Source organism: Pseudomonas sp. TH49 (assembly GCF_016650625.1).
Taxonomy (GTDB): Bacteria; Pseudomonadota; Gammaproteobacteria; order Pseudomonadales; family Pseudomonadaceae; genus Aquipseudomonas; species Aquipseudomonas fluorescens_H.
The window spans coordinates 2,617,933-2,629,792 of sequence record NZ_JAEKFL010000002.1; the positions used below are offsets into that span (position 1 = coordinate 2,617,933).

Genomic DNA, 11,860 nt, shown 5'->3' on the forward strand with positions numbered 1-11,860 from the left:
GCCATCCGCGACACCACAGAATCATGAGCAGCACTTTTAAACGTTGGCGTTTAATAGACACCTCCAGACACGCGTTGCGGGCTACACCTCCTTGCGCCATTGCCTACAGCTACGCCAGAATCCGCCGGCTTGTGCGCCTTGGGAGCGGGTTCTATTGTGGGTCGGTCGCTGATTGTTCAGTGATCGGGTTTAGCAGCCTGGGGTTTCTCTAGACGCACAAAGTCCGTTGTCGTTATGGCGGCTTTGCGTGGGGCACTTCGGTGCGCCGGGTTCTAGAGTCCTGGTCTGCTAACCCGCGTACAGCCGCCACCTCCTTCGTTAGCAGCGAACGGTGTCAGCTTCATTACTCTAGAGGCTTTACCGATGATCAAACCAACACCCAACCCACCCGATACCGACACCACCTCCCCCTACGAATCCCTCGATTCAAAAAAGCTCCACGAAGCGGCTGACCGCGCCCTCGACCACTACCTCTGCGCGCCCGGCGCCATGCCCATTCAACGTAAAACCCGCTCGATGTACGCCGTGACCGCCGACTTCAAAAACGAGGAACTGCTGGCCGATGCCTGCGAAACACTCGCTTCAGCCAGAACCATCGCCAATGACTTCGCCCACCTCATACCGGCGTCGCAGCGCAGGACGCTGCTGGGCATCGCACAACTGATCATGCTCGGCGAACTGGCGGTGAATCGGGCGCTGGATAACCTGCAGTTGCCGCAGTAGCACGCTTCTCTGCCCTCCCCTTTAGGAACTGCCGAAAGCTCGGGCCGCGACCGGACGATCTTTTTTTCAAAAGCCAGATCAAAAGATCGCAGCCTTCGGCAGCTCCTACACCGATCCCTGTAGGAGCTGCCGGAGGCTGCGATCTTTTGGTTTCGGGGGAAACTAATACTTCAGGTTCGTGGCTTCGCCACCAGCCGTTGATGGCTTGTCGAACTCCACCGCTTTATCCTTTTTGATCTTCACACGTCCGGCCTCGGCCAATGGAATGCTGAACGGGTAATCTTCGGCGAACAGAACTCCCGCCGCGGCCGCGCCAAAAGAAAAACCTGTTGATGCAGGCTCTGGATCTGGCGTAATGGTGCCTTTACCGGTTTTCGGGTCATAGCTGCTGAATGTGCCTTTCATTGCCTTGCTCCCGTGCAGTCGCGCGAAGTGCGCGGAATCACCCCGCAATCAAACGGCAAAAGAAAGCTACATGCACCTGTCAGAGTTGACAGGTCACGCCTGCTTTCAGACCAAAGGCATCAGGCTGAGGGCGTAACGGAAAAATTTCGCGCCTGGACTGACGCCTTCGCGAGCAAGCTCGCTCCCACAGTGGAAATGCATTCCAAATCCGGAAGTGGAATACATTCCAAATGTGGGAGCGAGCCTGCTCGCGAACGGGTCAGTGCAGTCGGCGAAAATTGCTCTTTAAACTTTGGTGTTTAAAAGACACTTCAAGATACGTCTTCCAGGCTACATATCCTTGCGCCATTACCTACAGCTACGCCAGAATCCGCCGGCTTGTGCGCCTTGGGGGCGGGTTCTATTGTGGGTCGGTCGCTGACGAATCAGCGATCGGGTTTAGCGATCCGACACCTTACAGACGCACCAATGCCCAATCTCAATTGCAGTTTTCGACCTGCACTTGATTTCATGGTGGCTGTGCGTGGGAGACCTTCGGGTCTACCCGGGGTTTCTGTGACCCGGATCGCTAACCTGCGTACAGCCGCCACCTTTACTTGTTTAGCGATGAGCCGTGGCGGCTAAATCAACCACGGAGCTTCACCATGATCAAACCAACACCCAACCCACCCGATACCGACACCACCTCCCCCTACGAATCCCTCGATTCAAAAAAACTCCACGAAGCCGCCGACCGTGCCCTCGACCACTACCTCTGCGCGCCCGGCGCCACGCCCATTCAACGCAAAACCCGCTCGATGTACGCCCTGACCGCCGACTTCAAAAACGAGGAACTGCTGGCCGATGCCTGCGAAACACTCGCCTCAGCCAGAACCATCGCCAATGACTTCGCCCACCTCATACCGGCGTCGCAGCGCAGGACGCTGCTGGGCATCGCGCAACTGATCATGCTCGGCGAACTGGCGGTGAATCGGGCGCTGGATAATCTGGAATTGCTGCAGTAACAGGGATCGGTGACAAGCTTTGAATGAGGCGTTGCGGCTGCTGACGTCTTCGCGAGCAAGCCCGCTCCCACAGGGATTGGGGTCGATCACAAACCTGTGCCTGCACGCCGAACCGGTGGGAGCGGGCTTGCTCGCGAAGGCGGCCTCACAGCCGACACATGTCTCCAGGCATAAAAAACCGCCACCTCATTTAACCGGACTGCGGTTTGTCGCCTCTTCCCTTCAGCCCACATGACCACTTGTCGGAAACCCGCCAGCACCTGTCAGATCTGACAGGTGCGCAATTCCTCCAATCCGCGCTCAATAACTCCGTCACCAACCCCTCCGACCGGAGTTCGCCAAATGTCCAGCCAAGCAGCCCCTACCCCTAAAGCCCCCAGACCTCCGTATTTTCCGGCGCTGGTCAGCCTCAGCCCTGCCGAACACTATAACGGCGGCATCCCCATCAGAGCCGTGGAAGGCGATCTGCAAGGCGTCATCTCCGCCTGGCAGGACATGGCCATTGGCGATCTGGCCGAGGTGTTCTGGGGCAATGGCAGCGCAGCGGTCTGGAGCAAGTTCATCGAGAACGATGCCGAGCTCAACAAGGATGTAGCTTTCACCATTGCCAAGGCGCACGTGCTGGAGGGGGATGCCACGCCAGTGTTCTACCGGATCAAGCAAAAGAATCAGTCCCCGGAGGATTCGGCGCCCGTTCTGACCTTGCTGGTCAAACTCACCCGACCCGGCGAGTACGATGACATTGCCGGCGATGACGGCCACTCCGATCTCAGGTTTTCCCTCTCCCACGACGAGGTCGATGAAACTTTGCCGCCCAGCGGGGTGACGATGCACATCGTGCCCTACCGCAACCTCACCCGATACGACCGCATTCTCGCCCGCTGGGGTAGCCAGCAAGTGGTGCATGTCGTTACGCCGGAACAGGCCCAGGACCCGATCAGCAACCCGATTGAGGTCGTTTTCAGCCGCGCCGTTATCGACGCCGCGGGGGATGGCGATCGTGTCGCGGTGGCTTATCAGGTCATTGATCGCTGCGGTAACTTCCCGGACGAACGCGCGCCCTGGTCGGCGACGCATCATATGCTGGTGGACCTTGGGGGCAATCGGCTGGACGAACCGCAGGCGCTGGTCAACGGAATTCCAACCAATAGCATCGACCTCGATCAGCTCGGGGATGACGATGTGAACGCCCGCGTGTACATCACCAAGGACAATTTTGCGGTGGGCGACAAAGTGTTCCTGACCTGGTTCGGCACCCCGGCGCAAGGGTCGCAAATCATCGTCGGGCCGCTGGAAAAAGAGGTGTTGTACGTGCCTTTCCAGCTCGATTTCCCCATCCCCAACGCCGCCGTCAAAGCCATCGCCAAAGGCGCAGCCTCGGTCGGCTATGTGCGCCGTCGCAGCGGTGAAAGCGACCGCCCCTCAAAAAATGCCAGCGTCACCGTGAATGGCGACATCAGCCAGTTAGTCGCCCCCACCGTCGACGAGGCACCGGGCGGCACGCTGCCACCCGAAACGCGCTGGGCGACTGTGCAGATCCCTTGGTATTTCGGTCGCAACAGCAGCGACCTGATCAACCTGATCTGGTGGGCCCGGACGCCCGGTAACGACACCGTTTATTACGAAGATCCCCGCCCGGTCGGTAACGTAGCGGACAATCAGCCCGTCCTGCGCAGCGTCAGCAATGCCGAAATCCAGCGTTTCGATGGCCTGCGCGTCAAGGTCTATTACGTCGTCACCAATAGCGAAACGGGGCTGTTGAGCGTTCGCGAGTCGCTGCCGTTCATGATGCAGGTCGGCGTGGCCTTGCCGACGTTCGACCGGCCGGAAGTCGAGGGTGCACCCAATGATGTGCTCGATCCGGACAACGTGCCGCCGACCGGTGCCACGCTGGTGATCCCGTACCTCGACACCCTCGACAAGGACCGCGTGAATTACCGCTGGCGCGGCTCAGCCAGTGGCGGCAGCATCAGTAGTCATGTCGACCTGATCCCCGCCACCGCCGGCAGGCCTGTGCGGATTACCGTTGAGAAAAAATACGTGACCGCCAACCTGAACGATACGGTGGTCGCTGATTACAGTATTCAGCGCGGCGGCGTGCAGTTGGGGCACTCTCGGGAATTGACGCTGCGCATCGGGACGGCACTGGGGGAGCTACCGCCACCGTTTCTTGTAGCACCGGCAAAAGATCCGATTGATGTCTTGGCCTACCCGAACGGCGTGACGGTGCGCATCGAATTCCTTGAAGCATTGAGCGGCGACAAGGGACGTCTCGTGGAAGTAAACCCACCGGCAGGCTCGCCGCAGTTTCCACTGGTGGAGTTCAACAGCAACAAACGGGTGAACACGGTGTTGAGCCAGACGTTTCTCGCGGCAAGGCAAGGCAAGGAGATAAAGCTGCACTGGAATTTGAATCGCAATGGAGGGCAGGCAGGAAAGTCAGGTCTATTGGAAGTGAACATATTGAAGATTGCAGATGAGGACGCACGACTCCCTACTCCCTTTATCAATCGCGCCTCCGGCGACGATCTCGACGTAACGAAGCTAGAGCCAACAGACACAATATCTGTCAACCCCTGGCCGCACATCCCTGGTGAATTAATCTCGTTAGTACTGGAAGGGGAGTATTTTGACGACACTGATTTCAAATCGGAGCTGGTCAAAAACGAACCAACCACACCTCCCGGCTTCAGCACTCTTCTGCCGCTTGAAGAATTAAAAAAACTAAAAAACAACAGCAACCTCAACATTGAATTTAATACATCCACCGACACTTCAGGCGACTTGATAACAACCAAGTTCCCAGAGAGGAATTACAAAATACAAAACGTGATACTTGAAGAAAATTTCGATGAGGTACCGATTCAATCAATTGGCTTTAACGGAACAATCGAAACCCCAGCCATGACAATCAAATTATTATCCACCGCCACGACACTAGAAATCGCAAAACTGGACACGCTCAATCCGCCGCGACCGAAACCTCCTGCACAGGAGGGGAAAATGTACCAGAATGTTTTATATCTATGGTCAACTTCAGCTGCCAAAATCCTAATAACATTTAAAAAACCCTATTCATCGATTAGTTTTTGGTACAACCAGACAAAGTCGACCACCAAAGTAACTTTTTTTGGACCCAACAGACTTCTCCTTGGCACACAAAACTTTAAAAGTAATGAGTTACCCTCGCAGCTGGACAATATGACTGCCACTTATTCCGAAATAGTAGAAATGGAAATCTCAGGAGCAAATGACGCTTATTTATTAGACTGCTTCACATTCAAACTGTAAATAAGGATAGCAGACAGAGAAGGGTGATATTGCATCCAGAGAGTCACCCGATCTTCTGCGTATTAAGTGGAGGTGTTTAAAAGACACCTCCAGACACGCCTCCAAGGCTACACATCCTTGCGCCATTGCCTACAGCTACGCCAGAATCCGCCGGCTTGTGCGCTTTGGGGGCGGGTTCTATTGTGGCTCGGTCGCTGACGAATCAGCGATCGGGTTTAGCGACTCGAACTCAATTCAAAGGTGCATCAGCGCTCCAGGCTTCGTTGCGGATCTGTATTTTCGCGATTTCGTCATGGTGGCTGTATGCGGGAGACCTTCGGGTCTGCCGGGTGCCTTTGACCGGTTCGCTAACCTGCGTACAGCCGCCACCCCTCCTGTTTAGCGACAGGTTGTAGCGGCTCCACCTCAAAGGAGCTTCACCATGATCAAACCAACACCCAACCCACCCGATACCGACACCACCTCCCCCTACGAATCCCTCGATTCAAAAAAGCTCCACGAAGCCGCCGACCGTGCCCTCGACCACTACCTCTGCTCGCCCGGCGCCACGCCCATTCAGCGTAAAACCCGCTCGATGTACGCCGTGACCGCAGACTTCAAAAACGAAGAACTGCTGGCCGATGCCTGCGAAACACTCGCCTCAGCCAGAACCATCGCCAATGACTTCGCCCACCTCATACCGGCGTCGCAGCGCAGGACGCTGCTGGGCATCGCACAACTGATCATGCTCGGGGAGTTGGCGGTGAATCGGGCGCTGGATAATCTGGAATTGCTGCAGTAACAGGGATCGGTGACAAGCTTTGAATGAGGCGTTGCGGCTGCTAACGTCTTCGCGAGCAAGCCCGCTCCCACAGGGATTGGGGACGATCACAAACCTGTGCCTACACGCCGAACCTGTGGGAGCGGGCTTGCTCGCGAAAGCGGCCTCACAGCCGACAGATGTCTTCAGGCATAAAAAACCGCCGTCCCGTTCAATCAGGATGGCGGTTTTTTATTGTGTCACTGTCAGGTCAGGAATCGCGGCGCAAATCCGGTGGGATCGGCAAATCGTCCTTGAGTGGATCCGGGCGTTTGCCCTTGCCGGCGCGGTACTGGCGGATCTGGTAGACGTAGGCCAGCACCTGGGCGACCGCCAGATAGAGGCCGCCGGGGATTTCCTGGTCGAGTTCGGTGGAGTAGTAGATCGAGCGCGCCAGCCCCGGCGACTCGAGGAGCATGACGTTGTTGGCGACGGCGATTTCGCGGATCTTCAGCGCCAGGAAGTCGCTGCCCTTGGCCAGCAATACTGGCGCCCCGCCCTTCTCCGAGTCGTACTTGAGCGCGACGGCGTAGTGGGTCGGGTTGGTGATGACCACGTCGGCGTCGGGAATCGCCGCCATCATCCGCCGCTGCGACATCTCGCGCTGGGTCTGGCGGATGCGCTGTTTGACCTCTGGCCGGCCTTCCTGATCCTTGTGCTCGTCGCGCACTTCCTGCTTGGTCATCAGCAGTTTCTTGTGGCTTTCCCACAACTGCACCGGCACGTCGACCGCAGCGATGATGATCAAACCGCAGGCCAGCCACAGCGAGCTCCAGCCCACCAGCGTCACGCTGTGAATGATCGCCTGCTCCAGCGGTTCATGGGCGATGCGCAGGAAGTCATCGATGTCGGACGACAACACCATCAGCGCCACGAACAGGGTGATCAGGAACTTGGCCAGCGCCTTGACCAACTCGATCACGGCCTTCATCGAGAACATGCGCTTGAGGCCCGCACCGGGGTTCATCCGGCTGAATTTCGGCGCCATGGAGCCGGCGGCGAACAGCCAGCCGCCAAGGGAAATCGGCCCGATCAGTGCGGCCAGCAACAGGGTGATCATGATCGGCTGAATCGCCACCAGCGCGATCTTGCCCGAGATCAGCAGGAACGTGCCCATGGACTTTTCATCCATGATCACTTCCCGCGACAGCGAGAAATTCAGGCGCATCAGATCCATCAATTCCTGCGCCAGCATGCCGCCGAACACCAGCAGGCCGCCGGCACCGGCGAGCATCACCGCGAGGGTGTTGAGCTCTTTGGAACGGGCAATCTCACCCTTCTCACGGGAGTCCTTTTTGCGTTTCTCCGTGGGGTCTTCTGTTTTGTCCTGACCGCTTTCGCTCTCAGCCATGCCTCAGCGCGCCCGTGCCAGTTCGCGTAGCAACTGCAAGGCCTCGGTGGCCAGCGGTTGATACTGATTGAGAATGTCCGCCAGACCGACCCAGACGATGAACAGCCCCAGCACCAGGGTCAGCGGAAAACCGATGGAGAAAATGTTCAGTTGCGGCGCAGCGCGGGTCATCACGCCGAACGCGATGTTGACCACCAGCAGCGCAGTGACCGCCGGCAGCACCAGCAACAACGCCGCCCCGAGAACCCAGCCGAGTTTGCCGGCCAGTTCCCAGTATTGCGCGGTCATCAACCCGCCGCCCACCGGCAGCGTGGTGAAGCTCTCGGTGAGCACTTCGAAGACCACCAGATGGCCGTTCATCGACAGGAACAGCAGGGTCACCAGCATGGTGAAGAACTGCCCGATCACTGCCACCGAGACGCCGTTGGCCGGGTCGACCATCGAGGCGAAGCCCATGCCCATCTGGATCGCGACAATCTGCCCGGCCACGGCAAAGGCCTGGAAAAACAGTTGCAGGGAAAACCCGAGCACCGCACCGACCAGAATCTGCTCGGCGATCAGCAACCAGCCGCTGAGCGCAAGCGGACTGACCTCCGGCATCGGCGGCAGCCCCGGGGCAATGCACACGGTAATCGCCACGGCGAAATACAGACGCACACGGCGCGACACCAGGGTGGTGCCGAACACCGGCATGACCATCAGCATCGAGGCAACGCGAAACAGTGGCAACATGAACGACGCCACCCAGGTACTGATCTGGGTGTCGGTCAGCTGAAGCAGCGATTGCATGGCTCAGCCGATGACCATCGGAATGTTCTTGTAGAGCTGGATGATGTACTCCATGAACGTCTGCACCAGCCACGGGCCGGCGACGATCAGGGTGACCAGCATGACCAGCAGACGCGGCAGGAAGCTCAGGGTCTGTTCGTTGATCTGGGTAGCGGCCTGGAACATCGCCACCAGCAGGCCGACCAGCAGGCTCGGCACCACGAGAATTGCGACCATCATCGTGGTCAGCCACAGCGCTTCCCGAAAGATATCGACCGCCACTTCCGGCGTCATGGCGAAACACCTCCGAAGCTACTGGCCAGGGTGCCGATGATCAGCGCCCAGCCATCCACCAGTACGAACAGCATGATCTTGAACGGCAGCGAAATGATCAGCGGCGACAGCATCATCATCCCCATCGCCATCAGCACACTGGCCACGACCAGGTCGATGATCAGGAACGGAATGAAGATCATGAAGCCGATCTGGAACGCGGTTTTCAGCTCGGAGGTGACGAACGCCGGCACCAGGATGGTCAGCGGTGCCTGATCCGGGGTGGCAATGTCGGTGCGCTTGGACAGGCGCATGAACAGCTCCAGATCGCTGGTGCGGGTCTGGGCGAGCATGAAGTCCTTGATCGGCACCTGAGCCTTTTCCACTGCTTGCTGCGCGGTGAGTTTTTCCGCCAAATAGGGCTGCAGCGCATCGTTGTTCACCCGATCAAACACCGGGGCCATGATGAACATGGTCAGGAACAGCGCCATGCCGGTGAGGATCTGGTTCGACGGTGTCTGCTGCAGGCCGAGGGCCTGACGCAGGATCGAGAAGACGATGATGATCCGGGTGAAACTGGTCATCAGAATCACAGCCGCCGGAATGAAGCTCAGCGCCGTCATGATCAGCAGGATCTGCAGGCTGACCGAATATTCCTGCGCGCCGTCGGCGTTGGTGCCCAGCGTGATCGCCGGGATCGACAACGGATCGGCGGCGAACGCCAGCGGCGCGGCCAGCATCAGGGCCAGCGTCAAGACGATGCGTAGCGCACCCATTACTTCTTATCCTTCTGATCCTTGCCGAGAATCTTCAGCAGATGCTGGGCAAATTCCGGGGTCGCTTTTTCGCTGCTGCTCGGCACTGGCACCGGTTCCTTCAGCACATGCAGCGCCGTGATGGTGCCAGGGCTGAGGCCCAACAGAATCTGTTCGTTGCCGACCTGCACCAGCATCAACCGGTCGCGCGGACCGAGTGCGCGGGAGCCGATCAGCTCGATCACCTGGCCCTTGCCTGCCGGCCCGGACTGCTGCACCCGGCGCAGCAGCCAGGCGAGGAAGAAGATCAACCCCAGCACCAGCAACAAGCCGAAGACCAGTTGCGTCAATTGCCCGGCCACACCGCTGCCGATCGCCGGCGCGGCAACCGCAGCGGCGGACGTGGCGGCCGGTTCAGCGGCCAGCACACTCAACGGCAGCGCCAGCAGCGCCCACAGGAACCGTTTCACTCAGCGCAGCTTCTTGATGCGTTCGCTTGGGCTGATCACGTCGGTCAGGCGGATGCCGAACTTCTCGTTGACCACCACCACTTCGCCGTGCGCGATCAGCGTGCCGTTGACCAGCACGTCCAGCGGCTCGCCGGCCAGACGATCAAGCTCGATCACCGAACCCTGGTTCAGTTGCAGCAGGTTGCGAATGTTGATGTCGGTGCTGCCCACTTCCATCGAGATCGACACCGGGATGTCGAGGATCACGTCCAGGTTCGGACCGTCCAGCGTCACCGGATCATTGTTTTTCGGCACGCTGCCGAACTCTTCCATCGGCAGACGGTTGGAGCTTGCAGCGCCAGCGTCGGCCGCCAGCAGCGCGTCGATGTCAGCCTGGCTGCCATCACCGGTCTCTTCCAGGGCCGCAGCCCATTCGTCGGCCAGTGCCTGATCGTCCTGGGCGTTCATTTCGTCGTTCATCATTTGTCCTCGGCGGGCAACAATTCAGTTAAATGCGTGGGGGTGAGAGCGGCGCTTCAGCGACGCTCGATCGGCTCGATCACTTGCAACGCGAGGTTGCCTTTGTGCGAGCCCATCTTGACCTTGAAGGCCGGTACGCCGTTGGCGCGCATGATCATGTCTTCCGGCATCTCGACCGGGATCACGTCCCCCGGCTGCATGTGCAGGATGTCGCGCAGCTTCAACTGGCGGCGGGCCACGGTGGCGCCGATCGGTACATCGACATCGAGCACGTCCTGACGCAGGGCGTTGACCCAGCGCTCGTCCTGATCGTCGAGGTCCGACTGGAAACCGGCGTCGAGCATTTCGCGCACCGGCTCGATCATCGAGTACGGCATGGTCACGTGCAGGTCACCGCCACCGCCATCGAGTTCGATGTGGAAGGTGGAGACCACGATCGCTTCGCTCGGGCCGACGATGTTGGCCATGGCCGGGTTCACTTCCGAGTTGATGTACTCGAAATTGACTTCCATGATCGCCTGCCAGGCTTCCTTCAGATCGACGAAGGCCTGCTCCAGCACCATGCGCACTACACGCAGTTCGGTCGGGGTGAATTCACGCCCTTCGATCTTGGCGTGACGGCCGTCGCCGCCGAAGAAGTTGTCCACCAGCTTGAACACCAGTTTGGCGTCGAGGATGAACAGCGCGGTGCCGCGCAACGGTTTGATCTTGACCAGGTTGAGGCTGGTCGGCACGTACAGCGAGTGCACGTATTCGCCGAACTTCATCACCTGAACGCCACCGACGGCAACGTCCGCCGAGCGGCGCAGCATGTTGAACATGCTGATGCGGGTGTAACGGGCAAAACGCTCGTTGATCATTTCCAGAGTCGGCATGCGTCCACGGACGATGCGATCCTGGCTGGTCAGGTCGTAGCTTTTGACACTGCCGGGTTCGGCAGCGTTATCGGTCTGTACCAGACCATCGTCGACGCCATGCAACAGCGCGTCGATTTCATCCTGGGACAGCAGATCCTGCACGGCCATGTCGTGTTCCTACTGCAGTACGAAATTAGTGAAAAGCAACTGTTCGATCACCACTTTGCCCAGCTCTTTCTGCGCCACTTCCTGGACGCTGGCTGTGGCCTTCTGGCGCAACATCTCCTGCCCGACCGGGGTCGCCAGCGTGGCGAAATCCTGACCGGAGAAGAGCATCACCAGGTTGTTGCGGATCACCGGCATGTGCACTTTGAGCGCGTCCAGATCGGCCTGGTTACGCGCCAGCATGGTGATGCTCACCTGCATGTAGCGCTGACGGCCGTTCTGGTTGTAGTTGGCGACAAACGCCGGCGCCATCGGCTCGAAAATCGCCGGCTGCTTGCCGGTCGGTGCGGCTTCGGCCGCTGCGGCAGGCTTGCTCTGAGCACTGTGCATGAAGTACCAGGTCGCGCCCACGGACACACCGATCGCCAGCAGCAGAGCCACCACGATCAGGATGATCATCTTGAGTTTGCCTTTGGTCGCGGGGTCTTTTACAGCTGCTGCTTCGCTCTTCGCCATGCCAATAATCCGTCACTATTCGGG

At 58.8% G+C, this 11,860-nt stretch carries 13 protein-coding genes; 4 read left to right on the top strand and 9 right to left on the bottom strand.

The genetic code is table 11. The features are described 5' to 3' along the window. Positions 1–363: 363 nt before the first annotated feature. Entirely contained in the window at positions 364–723 is a 360-nt protein-coding gene (locus JFU48_RS28850) for a DUF6124 family protein (protein WP_201138388.1), read from the top strand. Positions 724–885: 162 nt separating this feature from the next. Here the strand turns inward: JFU48_RS28850 and JFU48_RS28855 are convergent, their stop codons facing one another. Beyond that, positions 886–1,128 carry a hypothetical protein gene (locus JFU48_RS28855; RefSeq protein ID WP_103522545.1) on the bottom strand — a complete coding sequence of 81 codons (243 nt, stop codon included), beginning with the start codon at positions 1,126–1,128 and terminating at the stop codon, positions 886–888. A 644-nt stretch (positions 1,129–1,772) separates the two neighbouring features. Between JFU48_RS28855 and JFU48_RS28860 the strand changes: the two genes are divergently transcribed. From JFU48_RS28860 to JFU48_RS28870, 3 genes are all read left to right on the top strand, one after another. Further along, positions 1,773–2,132 (top strand): DUF6124 family protein, encoded by a 360-nt coding sequence (locus JFU48_RS28860; RefSeq protein ID WP_201138389.1) that lies wholly within the window; start codon positions 1,773–1,775, stop codon positions 2,130–2,132. A 342-nt stretch (positions 2,133–2,474) separates the two neighbouring features. Then, positions 2,475–5,423 (top strand): hypothetical protein, encoded by a 2,949-nt coding sequence (locus tag JFU48_RS28865; RefSeq protein ID WP_201138390.1) that lies wholly within the window; start codon positions 2,475–2,477, stop codon positions 5,421–5,423. Positions 5,424–5,844: 421 nt separating this feature from the next. After that, positions 5,845–6,204 carry a DUF6124 family protein gene (locus JFU48_RS28870; RefSeq protein ID WP_201138391.1) on the top strand — a complete coding sequence of 120 codons (360 nt, stop codon included), beginning with the start codon at positions 5,845–5,847 and terminating at the stop codon, positions 6,202–6,204. A 229-nt stretch (positions 6,205–6,433) separates the two neighbouring features. Here the strand turns inward: JFU48_RS28870 and flhB are convergent, their stop codons facing one another. Genes flhB through fliL form a run of 8 tightly spaced genes read right to left on the bottom strand, consistent with a single transcriptional unit; the run spans position 6,434 to position 11,836 of the window. Next, complete coding sequence (flhB, locus tag JFU48_RS28875; RefSeq protein ID WP_003222902.1) at positions 6,434–7,573, bottom strand: flagellar biosynthesis protein FlhB; 1,140 nt, start codon at positions 7,571–7,573, stop codon at positions 6,434–6,436. A 3-nt stretch (positions 7,574–7,576) separates the two neighbouring features. Continuing rightward, positions 7,577–8,362 carry a flagellar biosynthetic protein FliR gene (fliR, locus tag JFU48_RS28880; RefSeq protein WP_003222899.1) on the bottom strand — a complete coding sequence of 262 codons (786 nt, stop codon included), beginning with the start codon at positions 8,360–8,362 and terminating at the stop codon, positions 7,577–7,579. 3 nt (positions 8,363–8,365) lie between these two features. Continuing rightward, positions 8,366–8,635 carry a flagellar biosynthesis protein FliQ gene (gene fliQ / locus JFU48_RS28885; RefSeq protein ID WP_003222897.1) on the bottom strand — a complete coding sequence of 90 codons (270 nt, stop codon included), beginning with the start codon at positions 8,633–8,635 and terminating at the stop codon, positions 8,366–8,368. Further along, positions 8,632–9,390 carry a flagellar type III secretion system pore protein FliP gene (fliP, locus tag JFU48_RS28890; RefSeq protein ID WP_003222895.1) on the bottom strand — a complete coding sequence of 253 codons (759 nt, stop codon included), beginning with the start codon at positions 9,388–9,390 and terminating at the stop codon, positions 8,632–8,634. Before fliP ends, fliQ begins: the two co-directional genes overlap by 4 nt. After that, positions 9,390–9,839 carry a flagellar biosynthetic protein FliO gene (gene fliO / locus JFU48_RS28895; RefSeq protein WP_003222893.1) on the bottom strand — a complete coding sequence of 150 codons (450 nt, stop codon included), beginning with the start codon at positions 9,837–9,839 and terminating at the stop codon, positions 9,390–9,392. Before fliO ends, fliP begins: the two co-directional genes overlap by 1 nt. Beyond that, positions 9,840–10,298, bottom strand: a complete 459-nt coding sequence (gene fliN / locus JFU48_RS28900; protein WP_003222891.1) for a flagellar motor switch protein FliN — start codon at positions 10,296–10,298, stop codon at positions 9,840–9,842. A gap of 56 nt (positions 10,299–10,354) precedes the next feature. Next, positions 10,355–11,323 (bottom strand): flagellar motor switch protein FliM, encoded by a 969-nt coding sequence (gene fliM, locus JFU48_RS28905; RefSeq protein ID WP_003222890.1) that lies wholly within the window; start codon positions 11,321–11,323, stop codon positions 10,355–10,357. Between the two features lie 9 nt (positions 11,324–11,332). Next, positions 11,333–11,836 (bottom strand): flagellar basal body-associated protein FliL, encoded by a 504-nt coding sequence (gene fliL, locus JFU48_RS28910; RefSeq protein WP_003222887.1) that lies wholly within the window; start codon positions 11,834–11,836, stop codon positions 11,333–11,335. Positions 11,837–11,860 lie beyond the last annotated feature (24 nt).

Excerpts from the sequence above, each read along its gene's own strand:
- JFU48_RS28850 (WP_201138388.1), top strand. The coding sequence starts at position 364 with ATGATCAAACCAACACCCAACCCACCCGATACCGACACCACCTCCCCC.
- JFU48_RS28855 (WP_103522545.1), bottom strand. The coding sequence starts at position 1,128 with ATGAAAGGCACATTCAGCAGCTATGACCCGAAAACCGGTAAAGGCACC.
- JFU48_RS28860 (WP_201138389.1), top strand. The coding sequence starts at position 1,773 with ATGATCAAACCAACACCCAACCCACCCGATACCGACACCACCTCCCCC.
- JFU48_RS28865 (WP_201138390.1), top strand. The coding sequence starts at position 2,475 with ATGTCCAGCCAAGCAGCCCCTACCCCTAAAGCCCCCAGACCTCCGTAT.
- JFU48_RS28870 (WP_201138391.1), top strand. The coding sequence starts at position 5,845 with ATGATCAAACCAACACCCAACCCACCCGATACCGACACCACCTCCCCC.
- flhB (WP_003222902.1), bottom strand. The coding sequence starts at position 7,573 with ATGGCTGAGAGCGAAAGCGGTCAGGACAAAACAGAAGACCCCACGGAG.
- fliR (WP_003222899.1), bottom strand. The coding sequence starts at position 8,362 with ATGCAATCGCTGCTTCAGCTGACCGACACCCAGATCAGTACCTGGGTG.
- fliQ (WP_003222897.1), bottom strand. The coding sequence starts at position 8,635 with ATGACGCCGGAAGTGGCGGTCGATATCTTTCGGGAAGCGCTGTGGCTG.
- fliP (WP_003222895.1), bottom strand. The coding sequence starts at position 9,390 with ATGGGTGCGCTACGCATCGTCTTGACGCTGGCCCTGATGCTGGCCGCG.
- fliN (WP_003222891.1), bottom strand. The coding sequence starts at position 10,298 with ATGAACGACGAAATGAACGCCCAGGACGATCAGGCACTGGCCGACGAA.
- fliM (WP_003222890.1), bottom strand. The coding sequence starts at position 11,323 with ATGGCCGTGCAGGATCTGCTGTCCCAGGATGAAATCGACGCGCTGTTG.
- fliL (WP_003222887.1), bottom strand. The coding sequence starts at position 11,836 with ATGGCGAAGAGCGAAGCAGCAGCTGTAAAAGACCCCGCGACCAAAGGC.